The sequence below is a fragment of the Pseudomonas sp. Tun-23181 genome (assembly GCF_057415455.1).
Window position 1 is genome coordinate 3,461,878 of record NZ_CM171630.1, and the last position, 17,133, is coordinate 3,479,010.

The 17,133-nt window shown below is 65.5% G+C and carries 13 protein-coding genes; 5 read left to right on the forward strand and 8 right to left on the reverse strand.

Going from position 1 to position 17,133, the window contains the following annotated elements; genetic code table 11:
- Positions 1 to 16: 16 nt before the first annotated feature.
- Both amaA and amaB read right to left on the reverse strand, forming a co-directional pair.
- Positions 17 to 1,303: an L-pipecolate oxidase gene (gene amaA / locus ACDI39_RS16455; RefSeq protein WP_225786732.1), complete on the reverse strand. Its 1,287-nt coding sequence runs from the start codon at positions 1,301 to 1,303 to the stop codon at positions 17 to 19.
- Positions 1,304 to 1,407: 104 nt separating this feature from the next.
- On the reverse strand, positions 1,408 to 2,898 hold the full coding sequence (gene amaB / locus ACDI39_RS16460) for an L-piperidine-6-carboxylate dehydrogenase (RefSeq protein WP_317235043.1): 1,491 nt from the start codon (positions 2,896 to 2,898) through the stop codon (positions 1,408 to 1,410).
- 136 nt (positions 2,899 to 3,034) lie between these two features.
- Between amaB and ACDI39_RS16465 the strand changes: the two genes are divergently transcribed.
- Both ACDI39_RS16465 and hglS read left to right on the forward strand, forming a co-directional pair.
- Positions 3,035 to 3,925, forward strand: coding sequence for a LysR family transcriptional regulator (locus ACDI39_RS16465; RefSeq protein WP_225786733.1), 891 nt, complete (start codon positions 3,035 to 3,037; stop codon positions 3,923 to 3,925).
- A 119-nt stretch (positions 3,926 to 4,044) separates the two neighbouring features.
- Positions 4,045 to 5,430 (forward strand): 2-oxoadipate dioxygenase/decarboxylase HglS, encoded by a 1,386-nt coding sequence (gene hglS / locus ACDI39_RS16470; protein WP_225786734.1) that lies wholly within the window; start codon positions 4,045 to 4,047, stop codon positions 5,428 to 5,430.
- 45 nt (positions 5,431 to 5,475) lie between these two features.
- On the opposite strand, the gene ACDI39_RS16475 is transcribed toward hglS, so the two are convergent.
- Positions 5,476 to 6,417, reverse strand: a complete 942-nt coding sequence (locus ACDI39_RS16475) for a LysR substrate-binding domain-containing protein (RefSeq protein WP_225786735.1) — start codon at positions 6,415 to 6,417, stop codon at positions 5,476 to 5,478.
- Positions 6,418 to 6,573: 156 nt separating this feature from the next.
- Between ACDI39_RS16475 and ACDI39_RS16480 the strand changes: the two genes are divergently transcribed.
- The gene (locus tag ACDI39_RS16480; protein ID WP_225786736.1) at positions 6,574 to 7,962 is read left to right on the forward strand and encodes a NorM family multidrug efflux MATE transporter; all 1,389 of its coding nucleotides are present in this window, start codon (positions 6,574 to 6,576) and stop codon (positions 7,960 to 7,962) included.
- Positions 7,963 to 8,016: 54 nt separating this feature from the next.
- Here the strand turns inward: ACDI39_RS16480 and ACDI39_RS16485 are convergent, their stop codons facing one another.
- The gene (locus tag ACDI39_RS16485) at positions 8,017 to 9,684 is read right to left on the reverse strand and encodes a putative bifunctional diguanylate cyclase/phosphodiesterase (protein WP_253080642.1); all 1,668 of its coding nucleotides are present in this window, start codon (positions 9,682 to 9,684) and stop codon (positions 8,017 to 8,019) included.
- Positions 9,685 to 9,931: 247 nt separating this feature from the next.
- On the opposite strand from ACDI39_RS16485, the gene rep reads away from it, so the two are divergent.
- Both rep and xpt read left to right on the forward strand, forming a co-directional pair.
- Positions 9,932 to 11,941, forward strand: coding sequence for a DNA helicase Rep (rep, locus tag ACDI39_RS16490; protein ID WP_225786738.1), 2,010 nt, complete (start codon positions 9,932 to 9,934; stop codon positions 11,939 to 11,941).
- A 71-nt stretch (positions 11,942 to 12,012) separates the two neighbouring features.
- A complete protein-coding gene (gene xpt / locus ACDI39_RS16495) occupies positions 12,013 to 12,585 on the forward strand; it encodes a xanthine phosphoribosyltransferase (protein WP_225786739.1) in 573 nt (190 codons plus the stop codon).
- 78 nt (positions 12,586 to 12,663) lie between these two features.
- Here xpt and ACDI39_RS16500 read toward each other — a convergent pair whose 3' ends face one another.
- From ACDI39_RS16500 to alr, 4 genes are all read right to left on the reverse strand, one after another.
- Entirely contained in the window at positions 12,664 to 14,526 is a 1,863-nt protein-coding gene (locus ACDI39_RS16500; protein WP_225786740.1) for an acetyl-CoA hydrolase/transferase C-terminal domain-containing protein, read from the reverse strand.
- 256 nt (positions 14,527 to 14,782) lie between these two features.
- Positions 14,783 to 15,187 (reverse strand): c-type cytochrome, encoded by a 405-nt coding sequence (locus ACDI39_RS16505; protein WP_225786866.1) that lies wholly within the window; start codon positions 15,185 to 15,187, stop codon positions 14,783 to 14,785.
- Between the two features lie 158 nt (positions 15,188 to 15,345).
- Positions 15,346 to 15,894: a cupin domain-containing protein gene (locus tag ACDI39_RS16510; RefSeq protein ID WP_225786741.1), complete on the reverse strand. Its 549-nt coding sequence runs from the start codon at positions 15,892 to 15,894 to the stop codon at positions 15,346 to 15,348.
- 110 nt (positions 15,895 to 16,004) lie between these two features.
- On the reverse strand, positions 16,005 to 17,078 hold the full coding sequence (gene alr, locus ACDI39_RS16515; protein WP_253167626.1) for an alanine racemase: 1,074 nt from the start codon (positions 17,076 to 17,078) through the stop codon (positions 16,005 to 16,007).
- Positions 17,079 to 17,133: the final 55 nt, after the last annotated feature.

The following is a 17,133-nucleotide window of genomic DNA, read 5'->3' on the forward strand; positions in this document are numbered from 1 at the left end:
CCGGTTTCGCCTTGGGTTACAAGACCACCCGCAAACACTGGCCCGCGTGATACAGCGAGAACCCCGTCTCGTAGAAGGTCGTACGCAGCGACGGCGCGCTCACCGGTTTCATCGGCGAGAACGGGATGGGCAGGCTGTCGGGGTCGTCCTTGAGCAGGAACTCGGCGAACGCCCGGCCGATCACCGTGCCGGTGGTATTGCCACGACCGTTGTAGCCAGTCACGGCCACCAGGCCTGGAGCCGGCTCGAACAGGCGCATCAGGTGGTCAGGGGTGAAGTCGATGCAGCCGGTCCAGTGCATCTCCCACTCGACCTTGCCCAGCTCCGGGTAGTAATGGCTCTGGATACGGTCGGCCCAACTGCGCACGAACCAGGTCGGCTTGTTGTCGACCCGCCCCAGGCTGCCGAGCAGCAGGCGGCCCTGGTCGTCGCGGCGGATGCTGCTGAGCACCGTGCGGGTGTCCCAGGAGCCTTGGCCATGGGGCAGCACCTTGTCGGCGGCGGCGCCTTGCAGCGGCTTGGAGGCCACTTGGTAGTAGTAGCCACGGAAGAAGTGCTTCTGCAGGTTGCTCCACTCGCCTTCGGTGTAGGCCCCGGTGGAGATCACCACCTTGTCGGCGCGCACCGAACCACGCGCGGTCTTCACCCGCCAGGCGTCGCCGTCGCGTTCCAGGCCCTCGACCGAGGATTGCTGGAACAACTGGCCGCCCAGGCGCACCACGGCGCCAGCCAGGCCCTGGGTGTAGCCCATGGGGTTGATGGTGCCGGCGCGGCGGTCGAGCAGCGCGGCGGAAATCTTGTCGGTACCGCAATATTCCTGGCACTGCGCACCGGTCAGCAGCTCGACATCGGCACCGCGCCGAGCCCACTGGGCGTGGCGGGCTTCGAGGTCGGCGATACCGGTGGCGTTATGCGCCATGTGCAGGGTGCCCTTGTGCTGGGCCTGGCAGTCGATGCCAAAGCGCTCGATCATGGCGAACACTTCTCCCGGCGCCTCGCCGAGCACCTTGTTCAGGCGGCTGCCCTGCTTCTGCCCGAGGGTCGCCTCAACATCGTCGGGGCGGATCCAGGTACCGGCGTTGACCAGGCCGACGTTGCGCCCGGAGCCACCGTGGCCGATCTTCCAGGCCTCCAGCAGGATCACCGACTTGCCCTGTTCGAGCAGGTGGATGGCCGCCGACAGGCCGGTGATGCCGCCACCGATCACGCAGACATCGGTCTTGTGCTCACCGGCCAGGGCCTGGGCGGCGACGGTCGGTTCGCTGACGGATTCCCACAGGCATTCTTGACGCAGTTCGGACATGGCCAGGCTCCAGCAATTTGTTCTTGTTTGGCGCCGCAGTACGGCCCATTCGCCGCACTGCCGCGAACCGGGGGCAGTGCCCCCGGCCATGCAGCATCAACCGATCAATCGAACACGATCCCCTGCGCCAGCGGCAGCTCGCGCGAGTAGTTCACGGTGTTGGTCTGGCGACGCATGTAGCCTTTCCAGGCATCCGAACCGGACTCACGACCACCGCCGGTTTCCTTCTCGCCACCGAACGCTCCGCCGATCTCGGCGCCGCTGGTGCCGATGTTGACGTTGGCAATGCCGCAGTCGCTGCCCGACGCGCTCTGGAAGCGCTCGGCTTCGCGGATGTCGGTGGTGAAGATGCACGACGACAGGCCTTGTGGCACTTCGTTGTTAAGGCGCAGGGCCTCTTCGAAGTCGTCGTAGGTCAGCACGTACAGGATCGGTGCGAAAGTTTCATGGCGCACCACGTCGCTCTGCGCAGGCATTTCGGCAATGGCAGGCGAAACGTAGTAAGCGTTCGGGTACTGGTCGACCAGTTGGCGCTCGCCGCCAAACACCTGGCCGCCTTCGTCGCGGGCCTTGGCCAGCGCGCCCTGCATGGCGTCGAACGACTGCTTGTCGATCAGCGGGCCGACCAGGTTGTCCTTGCGTGGGTCGCCGATGCGCACCTTGCCGTAGGCGGCTTTGACGCGGGCAACCACTTCATCCTTGATCGAACGGTGCACGATCAGACGGCGCAGGGTAGTGCAACGCTGACCGGCGGTGCCGACAGCGGAGAACAGGATGCCGCGCACGGCCAGGTCCAGGTCGGCACTCGGGGCCAGGATCATGGCGTTGTTGCCGCCCAGTTCGAGGATGCTGCGGCCGAAGCGGGCGGCAACACGTGGGCCCACTTCACGGCCCATGCGGGTGCTACCGGTGGCGCTGACCAGCGGCACGCGCGGGTCATCGACCATGGCTTCGCCGGCTTCACGGCCGCCGATCACCAGTTGTGCCAAGCCAACTGGGGCATCGCCGAAAGCTTTCAGGGCTTTTTCGAACAGCGCCTGGCAAGCCAGGGCGGTCAGTGGGGTCTTTTCCGAAGGTTTCCAGACCACCGAGTTACCCGCCACCAGGGCCAGGGCGGTGTTCCAGGCCCAGACTGCCACCGGGAAGTTGAAGGCGCTGATCACGCCGACCACGCCCAGCGGGTGCCACGTTTCACGCATGTGGTGGCCAGGGCGCTCGGAGGCGATGGTCAGGCCGTAGAGCTGGCGAGACAGGCCAACGGCGAAGTCGCAGATGTCGATCATTTCCTGCACTTCGCCCAGGCCTTCCTGGGTGATCTTGCCGGCTTCGATCGAGACCAGCTCGCCGAGATCGGCCTTGTGCTCTCGCAGCACGTCGCCGAACAGGCGCACCAGCTCGCCACGGCGCGGGGCCGGTACGCTGCGCCAGGCTTCGAAGGCCTGCTGCGCCTGGTCGATGCGGGCGGTGGTCTCGGCCTTGCCGAGCAGTTTCACCGAGGCGATCTGGCTGCCGTCGATCGGCGTGTGAACAGGGTAGTCGCCCTGGGTGTAAGCCTCGGCGGCAACGCCAAGGCGCTCGAGCAATCCAGCAACCATTTGTGCTTCTCCTACATCGGGTGATGGGGTGGAAAAATGATGTGGATCAGTATTAATCCGATCACACCGGTGCAACAAACGACCTTTATTCCGCATATCATTCCACCAGGTAATGATTTCAGCCGCAGAGAACGCTATGTCCAAACGCCTGGTGCCTTCCATGACCGCCCTGCAGTGCTTCGAGGCTGCTGCTCGACACCTGAGCTTCACCCGCGCCGCCGAGGAACTGCACCTGACCCAGAGTGCCGTCAGCAAGCAGGTGGCGCAGCTCGAAGAGATGCTTCGCCATCACCTGTTCCTGCGCATCCGCCGGCGCTTGCAACTGACGCCGGCGGGCTCGCTGTACCTGGCGGAGGTCAACAAGATCCTCACCCAGGTGGACATGTCCAGCCGCTACGTCCTCACCTACGGCGAGCAGACCGAAGTATTGAAGGTAGCCACTCAACCGAGTTTCGGTGTGCGCTGGCTGATTCCGCATCTCAAGGGCTTCGGCAAACGCCACCCGAACATCCACTTGGACATCCGCAACGAAATGGAACCCTTCGCCCTGCTCCAGGGCTCGGCCGACGTGGTGTTCTTCTATGGCCGGGGCACCTGGCCAGGGGCAACCTGCATGGAACTGTTCCGCGAGGAAGTGGTGCCGGTCTGCGCGCCAGAGCTGCTGCAGGGGCATGAGCTGGCGAATGCCGGTGCGCTGGCGCAGTTGGTGTTGCTGCAGAGCACCTCGCGACCGGAGGCCTGGCATGAGTGGTTCCTGGAGCAGGGGCTGCACACCGACAACAGCTACCACGGGCCACGGTTCGATACCTTCTACATGGCGCTGAGCGCGGCGCAGGCAGGCTGCGGGGTGGCCTTGGTGCCACGCTACCTGGTGGCGAAGGAGCTGGCCGAGGGCAGCCTGGTGCTTGCCTGGAACCATGCGATGAAAAGCGAGGGCGCGCACTACCTGGCGTTCGCCGAACATGCAGCGGAGGTGCCGAAGGTGCGGGCGTTGGTGAAGTGGGTGAAGGAGCAATTGCCTGCATGAGCTGGGGGAGCTGCTGGATCGATCCAAAAAGGAATGACAGCTGCACTTTTTTTCGCTTGTGAGGAGGGTGCATTCCCCGCTTTCATGTAAGGGTACTCCCCACCCTCAGGAAGCTAGCGATGCCCGCCCACGATTTCGTCAGCCCCGACAGCATCCGTGCGCAGTTCTCTGCCGCCATGTCGCTCATGTACAAACAGGAAGTGCCCCTGTATGGCACGCTGCTGGAGCTGGTGAGCGAAATCAACCAGCAGGTCATGACCCAGCAGCCTCAAGTGGCCGAGGCCCTGCGCTGGACCGGCGAGATCGAGCGCCTCGACCAGGAACGCCATGGCGCCATCCGCGTCGGCACCGCCGAGGAGCTGGCGACCATCGCCCGGCTGTTCGCGGTCATGGGCATGCAGCCGGTCGGCTACTACGACCTCAGCTCGGCCGGCGTGCCGGTGCATTCCACCGCGTTCCGCGCGGTGCACGAGCGATCGCTGCATGTCAGCCCGTTCCGCGTGTTCACCTCGCTGCTGCGCCTGGAGCTGATCGACAGCCCGCAGTTGCGCGAACTGGCCCAGGGCATCCTGGCCAAGCGCAGGATCTTCACGCCGCGCGTCCTGGAGCTGATCGCCCAGCACGAGCGCGAGGGCGGCCTGAACGCCACGGATGCCGAGGTCTTCGTCCAGGAAGCCCTGCACACCTTCCGCTGGCACCAGGAAGCGACGGTGACAGCCGAGCAGTACCAGCGACTGCACGACCAGCACCGCCTGATCGCCGACGTGGTGGCGTTCAAAGGCCCGCACATCAACCACCTGACCCCGCGCACCCTGGACATCGACGCGATCCAGCTGGGCATGCCGGCCAAGGGCATCCCGCCCAAGGCCGTGGTCGAAGGCCCACCTGGCCGCCGTCATCCGATCCTGCTGCGCCAGACCAGCTTCAAGGCCCTGCAGGAAAAGGTCGCCTTCAGCGACGCGCAAGGCAGCCATACCGCGCGTTTCGGCGAGATCGAACAACGCGGGGCGGCGTTGACGCCGAAGGGCCGCCAGCTCTACGACCGCCTGCTCGATGCCACCCGTAGCGCCCTGGGCGGTGCGCCGGCCGAGGCCAATGCCGAACGCTACAAGGCCCTGCTCGAGATGCACTTCGCCGAATTCCCGGATGACCTGGCGCAGATGCGTGAACAAGGCCTGGCCTACTTCCGCTACTTCCCGACCGAGAAGGGCCTGGCCGCACGCGACCAGGCCGGCCGCCCGACCACCCTGCAAGGGCTGATCGACGCAGGCCATGTGCACTATGAAGCGCTGGTGTACGAGGACTTCCTGCCAGTCAGCGCGGCCGGGATCTTCCAGTCCAACCTGGGCGACGATGCCCAGGCCGAATATGGCAGCAACGCCAACCGGGATGCCTTCGAGGCGGCGCTGGGGCTGAAGGTGCAGGATGAACTGGCGCTGTATGCCCAGAGCGAGCAGCGATCGCTGCAAGCCTGTGCCCAGGCGTTGAACCTGGAAGCATTGTGAGCCGATAGCGAGCATTCGCGGCGCCGAACCGCCGATGCCAGGGCTCTACGCCCTTGCTCGCGGCGGCGCCTCCAGGATCCGCACATCGGGCAGGTTCACGGCATCGGCCTCCTCCTGCAGGTACTGGCTCAATCGCCGCAACCGCTCTGCGCCAGGGCGCGTGCGCGGCCACACCAGGTAATAGTCCATGCCACTGGGCACGGCGGTCGGCCAAGGCAGGCTGAGCCGCCCTTGGGCCACGTCCTCGGCCACCATCAGCAAATCCCCCATGGAAATGCCATAGCCACGGGCCGCCGCGATCATGCCCAGCTCCAGGGTGTCGAACACCTGCCCGCCCTTGAGCGAGACCTTGTCGAGCAGGCCCATGCGCTCCAGCCAGGCGCGCCAGTCTCGCTTGTCCGGGGTCGGGTGCAGCAGCTCGATGCCCGCCAGGCGACGCTCGTCCCAGGGGCCCTCGTCGAGCAGGTCCGGGGCGCCTACCGGGATCAGCAATTCAGAGAACAGCCGCCGCACTTCCCAGTCTGCCGGGAATGCACCGTCGCTGAGCAGCACGGCACAGTCGAACGGTTCCTGGTTGAAATCCACATGGTCCACATCCATCCAGGCACTGGTCAGTTGCACCTCGTTGCCTGGTTGCAGGTGACGGTACTGGCTCAGGCGCGCCAACAGCCAGCGCATGGTCAAGGTCGAGGGGGCCTTCATGCGCAGGATGTCATCCTCGCCGCGCAGGGTATCGCAGGCCCGCTCCAGCGCAGCGAAACCGTCGCGCACGCCGGGCAGCAACATCCGCGCTGCCTCGGTCAGTTGCAGGCTACGGCCGCTACGCACGAACAAGCGGCAGGCGAAGTGCTCCTCCAGGGTGCGGATGTGCCGGCTGACCGCGCTCTGGGTGATGGACAATTCCTCGCCAGCACGGGTGAAGGAGCTCAGCCGGGCGGCGGCTTCGAATGCGCGCAACGCATAAAGCGGCGGTAGCTGTCGGGACATTTCGCACCTGCTTTTTCGGGGGCTGGCAAGCCTGCCAGGCATCATATGAACATGACTTTAACTCATGCCAACGATCGCTTTTATCCTTTTGTGCAAAGTTGACCGAAGCCTCAGAATCGTCGCCTCATTCCCCCTGCAACAAGAAGGACCACCTCCATGCACGTCGCGCCCACCACCGAACTCAAGGCTCTGCTGCGCCTGGCCGGGCCGCTGATCGCCTCGCAGTTGGCGCACATGCTGATGGTGCTGACCGATACCCTGATGATGGCCCGCATCAGCCCCCAGGCCCTGGCCGGCGGCGGCCTGGGGGCGGCCAGCTATTCGTTCGTGTCGATCTTCTGCCTGGGCGTGATCGCCGCGGTCGGCACCCTGGTCGCCATCCGCCAGGGCGCCGGCGACATCCCCGGGGCCACGCGGCTGGCGCAGAATGGCCTGTGGCTGGCCTGGGGCCTGGCGCTGGTGGCCGCGCTGGCCTTGTGGAACCTGGAGCCGGTCCTGCTGCTGTTCGGGCAGAAGCCGGAGAACGTCACCTCGGCCATGGAGTTCCTCACCCTGCTGCCCCTGGCCCTGCCCGGCTACCTGACGTTCATGGCCCTGCGTGGCTTCACCAGTGCCCTGGGCCGCTCGACGCCGGTGATGGTCATCAGCCTGGTGGGCACGGTGTTCAACTACCTGTTCAACCATGCGCTGATCGAAGGCATGTTCGGCCTGCCCAAGCTGGGGCTGATGGGCATCGGCATGGTCACCGCCCTGGTTTCGATGGGCATGGCCATTGCCCTGGCCCTGTACATCCGCTGGCACAAGGCCTACGACGCCTACCCGCTGCGCCGGGGCCTGTCGCGGCCTTCGCTGCCGGCACTGCGCGAGCTGTGGCGGCTGGGCCTGCCGATCGGCGGCACCTACATGGTCGAGGTCGGGCTGTTCGCCTTCGCCGCCCTGTGCATGGGCGTGCTCGGCAGCACGGAACTCGCCGCGCACCAGATCGCCTTGCAGATCGTCTCCACCGCGTTCATGGTGCCGACCGGGTTGTCCTATGCGGTGACCATGCGCGTGGGGCTCTACTACGGCGCTGGCAACCTGCTGGCTGCACGTAGCGCCGGGCGCGTGGGGATCGGCTTCGGGGCGACGATCATGTTCGCCTTCGCCGCGCTGTTCTGGCTGCTGCCGGATGCGCTGGTGGGACTGTTCATCGACCGCGACGACCCGGCCTTCGCAGCGATCTTCCAGCTCGCGGTGAGCCTGCTGATGGTCGCGGCCTGGTTCGAACTGTTCGACGGCATGCAGACCATCGCCATGGGCTCGATCCGTGGGCTGAAGGACGCCAAGACCACCTTCCTCATCGGGCTGGCCTGCTACTGGCTGGTGGGTGCGCCCTGCGCCTGGCTGTTCACCTTTACCCTGGGTGGCGGCGCGGTCGGTGTGTGGTGGGGGCTGGCACTGGGGTTGGCCTGTGCGGCAGTGGCGCTGACCATCGCTTTCGAGTGGCGGATGAAACGGATGCTGGGGAAGGCGGAGGTTGCTGGGGAGGCCAGCGTCGCGACCTGATCCAAAGACACCTTGTAGTCCTGGGGCTGCCTTGCAGCCCTGAACACCGCGCGATTACAGGGCCTCGGCCATCTGCCGGCGAGCGCCTGATACCAGGTACTCCATCAACTCCCCTACCGGCAACGGCCTGCTCACCAGGTACCCCTGCACCTGGTCGCAGCCGAACCCACGCAGCAACGCCATCTGTTCCTCGGTCTCGACCCCCTCGGCCACCACTTCCAGGTTGAGGTTGTGCGCCAGGTTGATCATGGCGTGCACCAGCTTGCGGTTCTCCTCGCGCTGCTCCATGCCGCCGACGAAGCTGCGATCGACCTTGAGCAAGGTGATCGGCAAGCTGTTGAGGTGAACGAACGACGAAAACCCGGTGCCGAAATCATCGAGCGAAAAGCGCACCCCCAGGCGGCCCAGGGCATCCATGGTCTGCTGCACCAGTTCGTTGCGGCGCATCACCGCGGTCTCGGTCAGCTCGAACTCCAGCCAACGGGCATCGACGCCGTGCTCGATGATCAGCCGGCTCAGGGTGGCCAGCAGCTGGCTGTCCTGGAACTGGCGGAAGCTCAGGTTCACCGCCATGTGCAACGGCGCCACGCCACGCTCGCGCAGGGCCTGCATGTCGCGCAGGGCGCGGGAGATCACCCAGTAGCCCAGCGGCACGATCAGCCCGCTCTGCTCGGCCAGGGGCACGAATTCGCTGGGCGGCAGCAGGCCACGCTCGACATGGCGCCAGCGCACCAGGGCCTCCAGGCCGACGATGCAGCCATCGGCCAGGTTCAGCCGCGGCTGGTAGTGCAGCTCCAGCTCGTCGCGGCGCAGGGCCCGGCGCAGTTCGCTCTCCAGGTCGGCCAGGCTGCGGGCGTTACGGTTGATCCGCTCGTTGAACACATGGAAGGTGCAACCCTGGCTGCCCTTGGCCTGGCGCATGGCGATGTGCGCATGCCACATCAGCGGGTCGGCCCCACCCTGGGCACGGGCATGGGCCAGCCCCAGGCTGCAGCCGAGCAACAGGCTCTCGCCGTCGATCCAGTAGGGCTCGGCCAGGGCCTCGACGATGCGCTCGGCCACCCACTCGGCACGGTTGCCGTCGCGGCGGGTATCGATCAGCAGGGCGAACTCGTCGCTGCCCAGGCGCGCCAGCTGGTCGCCAGCTTCCAACTGCTGCTTCAACCGCGCCACCACCTGCAGGATCAGGCGGTCACCGCCCTGGTGGCCGAGGGCGTCGTTGACGTGACGGAAATTGTCCAGGTCGAGGTGCCCGAGGGCTACGCCACGGCCCTCGTTCTGCGCCAGGCGCGCGCTCAGCAAGGCCTGGAAACCCTGGCGATTGGCGATACCGGTCAGCGGATCCTGTTCGGCCAGCCGCTGCAGGGTAGCCACCAGCACACCGCGCTCGCGCACGTGGCGCAGGGAGCGGCGCAAGGTATCGCCGGTCAGCTGCGTACGTACCAGCCAGTCGCTGACGCCGGCCGGCGGCGCTTCGGGCTCGTCCTCCAGCAGCAGGATGGTGGGCAGGTCGCAGCGGCCCGGCGCCGGCAGCAAGGCCGGGGTCGCCAGCACCACGGCCTGGCGGTCGTGGGCGAACAGGCTGTCGACCGCCGCCCAGTCCGGCGCGGTCAGCAACACCACACTGCCGGCCAACGGTTGCAGGCACTCGCGCAGCAGGGCAGCCCATTCCGGCTCATCGGCCAACAGCAGCAAACGCAAGGGTTCGACAGGCGTGGACAAGCGGGCTCCTTAAGGCGTGGACGGTGAATCGACGAGCGGGCGCGAGGTATCCTACCGTATAAGTGAAAATGATTTTCACTTTAATACATGCCACTGCGTGGCCTGCGCCCCGACGTATTTTGTCGTGCATCCTGCGCGAAACCGGCGCGGTCGGCAAATCCGATTCACACTGTCAGACGGTCGCGCCACAAGCGCCCCATGCCTGCTAGAATGCGCGGCTATTTTCTGGTGACCCCCGGTTTCTAGCATGTCCCGACTCAATCCCCGGCAACAGGAAGCCTGTGACTACGTCGGCGGCCCTCTATTGGTGCTCGCCGGTGCAGGCTCCGGCAAGACCAGCGTGATCACGCGCAAGATCGCCCACCTCATCCAGAACTGCGGCATCCGTGCCCAGTACATCGTGGCCATGACCTTCACCAACAAGGCGGCGCGCGAGATGAAGGAGCGGGTCGGCACCCTGCTGCGCCCCGGCGAAGGCCGTGGCCTGACGGTGTGCACCTTCCACAACCTGGGCCTGAACATCATCCGCCGGGAGCACGAGCGCCTGGGCTACAAGCCGGGCTTCTCGATCTTCGACGAGACCGACATCAAGGCCTTGCTGTCGGACATCATGCAAAAGGAATACTCCGGCGACGACGGCATCGACGAGATCAAGAACATGATCGGTGCCTGGAAGAACGACCTGATCCTCCCCGCCGAGGCCCTGGAAAAGGCACGCAACCCACGCGAGCAGACCGCCGCCATCGTCTACACCCACTACCAGCGCACGCTCAAGGCGTTCAACGCGGTGGACTTCGACGACCTGATCCTGCTGCCGGTGAAACTGTTCGAGGAACACAAGGACGTGCTCGAACGCTGGCAGAACCGTGTGCGCTACCTGCTGGTGGACGAATACCAGGACACCAACGCCAGCCAGTACCTGCTGGTGAAGATGCTGATCGGCATGCGCAACCAGTTCACCGTGGTCGGCGACGACGACCAGTCGATCTACGCCTGGCGTGGCGCCCGCCCGGAAAACCTCATGCTGCTCAAGGAGGACTACCCCTCCCTGAAGGTGGTGATGCTGGAGCAGAACTACCGCTCCACCAGCCGCATCCTGCGCTGCGCCAACGTACTGATCGCCAACAACCCGCACGCCTTCGAGAAACAGCTGTGGAGCGAGATGGGCGTGGGCGACGAGATCCGCGTGATCCGCTGCAAGAACGAGGAAGCCGAGGCCGAGCGGGTGGCCATGGAGATCCTCACCCTGCACCTGCGCACCAACCGCCCCTACAGCGACTTCGCCATCCTCTACCGGGGCAACTACCAGGCCAAGCTGATCGAACTCAAGCTGCAGCACCACCAGGTGCCCTACCGCCTCTCTGGCGGCAACAGCTTCTTCGGCCGCCAGGAGGTCAAGGACCTCATGGCCTACCTGCGCCTGCTGGTCAACCCGGACGACGACAACGCCTACCTGCGAGTGATCAACGTGCCTCGCCGAGAGATCGGCTCGACCACCCTGGAGAAACTCGGCAACTACGCCACCGAACGTGGCGTGTCGATGTACGCCGCCAGCGACGAGCTGGGCCTGGGCGAGCACCTGGATGCGCGCTACACCGAGCGCCTGCAGCGCTTCAAGCACTGGCTCGATGGGGTGCGCCAGCGGGTCGCCCTGGAAGACCCGATCGCCGCCCTGCACGAGATGATCCGCGACATCGACTACGAGAACTGGATCCGCCAGAACACCGCCAGCGACAAGGCCGCGGAGTTTCGCATCAGCAACGTCTGGTTCCTGATCGACGCGCTGAAGAACACCCTCGAGAAGGACGAAGAGGGTGACATGACCATCGAGGACGCCATCGGCAAGCTGGTGCTGCGCGACATGCTCGAGCGCCAGCAGGAAGAGGAAGAGAACGCCGAGGGCGTGCAGATGATGACCCTGCACGCCTCCAAGGGCCTGGAGTTCCCCTACGTGTTCATCATGGGCATGGAGGAGGAAATCCTCCCGCACCGCTCCAGCATCGAGGCCGACACCATCGAGGAAGAACGCCGCCTGGCCTACGTGGGCATCACCCGCGCACGCCAGACCCTGGCCTTCACCTTCGCCGCCAAGCGCAAGCAGTACGGCGAGATCATCGACTGCACGCCCAGCCGGTTCCTCGACGAACTGCCACCGGACGACCTGGCCTGGGAAGGGCTGGAAGATGCGCCGACCGAGGTTCGCGCGGCGCGAGGCAACAATGCGTTGGCCGACATCCGGGCAATGCTCAAACGCTGATCAACCATTACTCTTTAACCTTTGTCGCGGCCCCGGCCGTGGCCACCTTTGCTACATCGAGGAATACCACAGTGGAAGCACTGCAGCAGAAGATTCGCGAAGAAGGCATCGTGCTTTCCGACCAGGTTCTCAAAGTCGACGCGTTTCTCAACCATCAGATCGATCCAGCGCTGATGCAGCTGATCGGTGACGAATTCGCCCGCCTGTTCGCCGACTCCGGCGTGACCAAGATCGTCACCATCGAGGCGTCGGGCATCGCCCCGGCCGTGATGACCGGCCTGAAGCTGGGTGTGCCTGTCATCTTCGCCCGCAAGCACCAGTCGCTGACCCTGACCGAGAACCTGCTGACCGCCTCGGTGTATTCCTTCACCAAGCAGACCGAGAACACCGTGGCCATCTCGCCACGCCATCTCAACAGCAGCGACCGCGTGCTGGTGATCGACGACTTCCTGGCCAACGGCAAGGCCTCCCAGGCGCTGATCTCGATCATCAAGCAGGCCGGCGCCACTGTCGCGGGCCTGGGCATCGTCATCGAGAAGTCGTTCCAGGGCGGTCGCGCCGAGCTGGATCGCCAGGGCTATCGCGTCGAATCGCTGGCCCGGGTGAAGTCGCTGGAAGGTGGTGTGGTCACGTTCATCGATTGACCGTACGGGCCCTATTGCCGGCAAGCCCCACAGGGGAGCCGGCTTGCCGGCGATGGGCTGCGCAGCAGCCCCTTGCAGTCACCGCGTCGCCGCCAACCCTGCCAGCAACAGCCGCTGATACAGCTCCTCCTTGAGCCCCTGCGGCTCATCCAGTCCCATGCGCGCCAACTGTGCCGCATACCCCTGCGGCCCAGGTGCATCCAGCGTCGCCTTGCCCAGCTCCAGCACCTCGCTCAACCTGAACTTGCCCTTGAGCCAGTTCAGCGCCCGCAACAGCTCCTGTTCCTCAGCCGAGAAGTCGGTCCCCAGCGGATACTCCGGGAACAACCGCCGATAGCGTGCGCGTATCGCCTCCAGGCGCTCCGGCGTGTTGTCGGTAAAACGCGCATCGAGCTGGAAGTCCTTGGCCAGCTTGCCGGCCTCCTTGGCCTGCACCATCAACTCACCCTGGAAGCGTGAATCGCTGATCGCCAGCAACCGCGCGATCACCTCGCTGTCGGTCTGCCCGCGCAAATCCGCGATGCCGTACTCGGTCACCACGATGTCGCGCAGATGCCGGGGAATGGTGCAGTGACCGTAGGTCCAGAACAGGTTCGAGGTCACCTCGCCGCCCGCCTCGCGCCAGCTGCGCAGCAGCAGGATGGAGCGTCCGCCTTCCAGGGCATGGCCCTGGGCGACGAAGTTGTATTGCCCACCCACACCGCTGAGCACTCGCCCATCTTCCAGTTGGTCAGCCACCCCGGCACCGAGCAGGGTCATGCCGAACACCGTGTTGACGAAGCGCGCATCGCGGCGCTGGCGACGCTTGAGGTCTTCCTCGCCATACAGCTCGTTGATGAAGCTGATAGCGCTCATGGCGAAGCGCTCGCGTTGCCCGAGCGGCATTTCCCGCAGTTGCTGGTAGAAGGCCCGAGGGCCGAGGAAGAAACCGCCATGCACCAGCGTTCCCCGCTCATCGGCGCAGCGCCGTACCACGCCCGCTTCGACCAGCGCCAGCAGGCCGTTGACGAACATCTCGCTGCAGCCGTACAGACCCTCGGCGAAGGTCTCCAGGCCCCCTTCCCTGTCGATCAGCCCCTGCCATGGGCCCGGCTCGAACTCGGCGAGCAGCGCCCGGTAACCTGCGTTGTCGCCGTGGCGCGCCAGCAAGGCCGCGGTCAGCGCATCGCCCATGGCGCCGATGCCGACCTGCAGCGTACCGCCATCGCGCACCAGGGCACTGGCGAACAGGCCGATGCAGTGGTCCTGGGTCGTGACCGGCATGTTCGGGGTGGAAAACAGGCGGCGCCGCTCGGGCTCGTCGATCAGCAGGTCGAAGGCGTCCTCGGCAAGCTCGGCATCGCCCGGCATATAGGGCAGCTCGACATGCTCCTGGCCCAGCAACAGGATGGTTTCGCCGGCGGCACGGCGACGGGCGATCATCGGCAGCAGGTCGAGCGTGATGTCGGGATTGCACGACAGGCTCAAGCGGCCAGGGCACTCGGGCGTGGCCGCCACCAGCTGAGCGACCAGGTTCAGGCCCTTGGCGTTGATATCGCGGGCGGCGTGGCTGTAGTTGCTGCTGACATAGTCTTGCTGGGCGAGGTCGCTGTTCAGCAGGCTGCCGGGCTGCACGAAGAACTGTTCGATGCGGATGTTCGCGGGCAGGTTGTCGCCCCGCAGGTCGGCCAGGTAATCGAGCTCCTCATAGTCGGCGAACACACGCTCGACGAAAGGTTCGAGGAAGCGCTGCTGCAGGCCGTCGCCCAAGGGCGGGCGGCCCAGGCTCAGGGCGGTGTAGATCGTCAGGCGACGTTCGGGCAGCTCACGCACCCGGGCGTAAAGCGCGTTGACGAAGGCGTTGGGCTTGCCCAGGCCGAGCGGCAGGCCCAGGTGGATATGGGCGGGCAGGCAAGCCAGCACCTGGTCGACCACCGCATCGAGGGAACAGCGTTGCGCCATCGGTGCCTCCTGTGACATCCATGCATACAGGGGGTTGGACCCTTGCCTGCCTGGTTTTGCTGCATGGGCCCATGGGCAAAGCGTTGGGGCTGCTTTGCAGCCCATCGCAGGCAAGCCCGCTCCCACAAGGGCCGCGCCACTTTCGAAGTCGGCGCCGAATCCGGGGGAGCGGGCTTGCCCGCGAAAAGGGTCGCTACACGTCTTGAGTGAACAGCATCACGCCATGAAGGCAGGCCGTGGCGTGATCAGGTGCAACTCACAGACCGGACATCTTCTTGATGGCGTTCATCAGGTCCTCGTCCGAACAATCGGCGCAGGTCCCCTTCGGCGGCATGGCGTTGATGCCGGTAATGGCCTTGGCCAGGATGCCGTCGAGGCCACCCTGGTGATCCGCCCGCTCCTTCCAGGCGGCGGTGTCGCCGATCTTCGGCGCGCCGAGCAGGCCGCTGCCGTGGCAGGCGTTGCAATGCTTGGCGATGATTTCGTCCGGGGTCTTGGCTCCGCCGCCGCCAGCGGCAACGGCCACCTCCATGCCTTTGCACTCCTGGCCCTGGATACACACCTGGCCGACCGGCTCCAGGCGCTTGGCGATATCGTCATTGGTCGCTGCGTGTGCATTGATTGCCCAAAGGGCTACTACGGCTGCTGGTAGGGCCAGCATCTTCTTGATTTGGTTCACGCGTACACCCTCATGGCGGCTAATCACGCCCGCGGCCACGGGATACGCGGGCGTTGGAAAGTATAGCGGGATCCCGGAGGTGAGCGGAACAACCCTAGTGTTCGAAAGGGTATAGCCGCGACAACATGCCGCGCAGCCATTCAGAAGTTGGAAGGCGTGGCCGCGCTGATCAGCCGGGCGGGCTCGTCGAAGGGGTTGCGAAAACGGTGCGGGCGGGTGCTTTCGAAGTAGTAGCTGTCGCCGGCCTCGAGGATGAAGGTCTCGGTGCCGACCACCAGCTCCAGGCGGCCTTCGAGCAGGATGCCGGTTTCCTCGCCATCATGGGTGAGCATCTCTTCGCCGGTGTCGGCACCCGGCGGGTAGACCTCGTTGAGAAAGGCGATGGCCCGGTTGGGGTGCGACTTGCCCACCAGTTTCATGGTCACCGCACCGTCGGAGATGTCGATCAGCTCGTGGGCCTTGTAGACGATCTGCGTGGGGCTTTCCGGCGCCAGCTCGACGGAGAAGAACTCGACCATGGACATGGGAATGCCACTGAGCACCTTGCGCAGGGAGCTGATCGACGGGCTCACGCTGTTCTTCTCGATCATCGAGATAGTGCTATTGGTCACGCCCGCACGCTTGGCGAGTTCACGCTGGGACAGGCCCTTGAGCTTGCGGATGGCTTGCAGTCGTTCACCGACGTCCAAAGCTGGAGCCTCCTGAAACGGTCGAGGTGGGGGAGAAGTGTGAACGATATGATGGCAACGCCGTTCAGTATTTACAACACTTCGCCCCGCAGCCTGTCCGCTTCAGCGCCTCATTCGCCGATATAGTCCAGCGGCACGCGCTTGAGGTTGCAGAAGATCTGGTAGGGGATCATCCCCGCCAGTAGCGCCACTTCGCTGGCCAGCACTTGCTTGCCCCACAACTCCACCGGGCTGCCGACGGTCGCTTGCAGCACGTCGGTCAGGTCGACGCAGAGCATGTCCATCGAAACCCGGCCAATCAGTTGGGTGCGCTTGCCGGCGACCATCACCGGGGTGCCGGTAGGTGCCTGGCGTGGGTAACCATCGGCATAACCCATGGCGACCACACCGACGCGGGTCGGGCGTGGGCTGATGAACTTGGCGCCATAGCCGACCGGCTCGCCGGCCGGCAGCTCACGTACGGCGATGATGCGCGATTGCAGGGTCATCACGGGCTGCAGGCGTTCGGCCTGGGCCTGGGGCACCTCGAAGGGCGTTGCGCCATACAGCATGATGCCCGGGCGCACCCAGTCGCTCGGCACCTGCGGCCAACCCAGCACCGCCGGCGAGTTGCGCAGGCTGCACTCGGCGGCCAGGCCCTGGCGCGCCGCCTCGAACACCGCCACCTGCTGCGCGGTGGCGTCGGCCTGAAGCTCGTCGGCACGGGCGAAGTGGCTCATCAGCACGATGCGCGCCACCTTGCCGCTGGCCAGCAGGCGCTGGTAGGCGTCGTGGTAGTCCTTCGGGTGCAGGCCGACCCTATGCATGCCGGTGTCCAGCTTCAGCCAGATGTTCAGCGGCTTGTGCACCTGGGCCTTTTCGATGGCCTCCAGTTGCCACAACGAATGCACCACGCACCACAGGTCGTGCTCGGCGATCAGCGCCAGCTCGCTGGCCTCGAAGAAGCCTTCGAGCAGCAGCACCGGCGCCTTGATCCCGGCGGCGCGCAGCTCCAGCGCCTCCTCGATGCAGGCGACGGCGAAACCGTCGGCCTCGGCCTCCAGGGCAAGGGCGCAGCGCACCGCGCCATGGCCATAGGCATCGGCCTTGATCACGGCGAGGGCCTTGGCGCCGGACAGTTCACGGGCCAGACGGTAGTTGTGGCGAAGGGCTTGGAGGTCGATCAGGGCACGGGCAGGACGCATGGCGGCAGCCTTCTGGCAGTTCTGGTTATCGATAAGCCCCTGGCGCGACGGGTGA

What these genes read in the sequence shown, in the direction of transcription:
- amaA (WP_225786732.1), bottom strand. Translation starts at nt 1,303, where the DNA reads ATGTCCGAACTGCGTCAAGAATGCCTGTGGGAATCCGTCAGCGAACCG.
- amaB (WP_317235043.1), bottom strand. Translation starts at nt 2,898, where the DNA reads ATGGTTGCTGGATTGCTCGAGCGCCTTGGCGTTGCCGCCGAGGCTTAC.
- ACDI39_RS16465 (WP_225786733.1), top strand. Translation starts at nt 3,035, where the DNA reads ATGTCCAAACGCCTGGTGCCTTCCATGACCGCCCTGCAGTGCTTCGAG.
- hglS (WP_225786734.1), top strand. Translation starts at nt 4,045, where the DNA reads ATGCCCGCCCACGATTTCGTCAGCCCCGACAGCATCCGTGCGCAGTTC.
- ACDI39_RS16475 (WP_225786735.1), bottom strand. Translation starts at nt 6,417, where the DNA reads ATGTCCCGACAGCTACCGCCGCTTTATGCGTTGCGCGCATTCGAAGCC.
- ACDI39_RS16480 (WP_225786736.1), top strand. Translation starts at nt 6,574, where the DNA reads ATGCACGTCGCGCCCACCACCGAACTCAAGGCTCTGCTGCGCCTGGCC.
- rep (WP_225786738.1), top strand. Translation starts at nt 9,932, where the DNA reads ATGTCCCGACTCAATCCCCGGCAACAGGAAGCCTGTGACTACGTCGGC.
- ACDI39_RS16500 (WP_225786740.1), bottom strand. Translation starts at nt 14,526, where the DNA reads ATGGCGCAACGCTGTTCCCTCGATGCGGTGGTCGACCAGGTGCTGGCT.
- ACDI39_RS16505 (WP_225786866.1), bottom strand. Translation starts at nt 15,187, where the DNA reads ATGCTGGCCCTACCAGCAGCCGTAGTAGCCCTTTGGGCAATCAATGCA.
- alr (WP_253167626.1), bottom strand. Translation starts at nt 17,078, where the DNA reads ATGCGTCCTGCCCGTGCCCTGATCGACCTCCAAGCCCTTCGCCACAAC.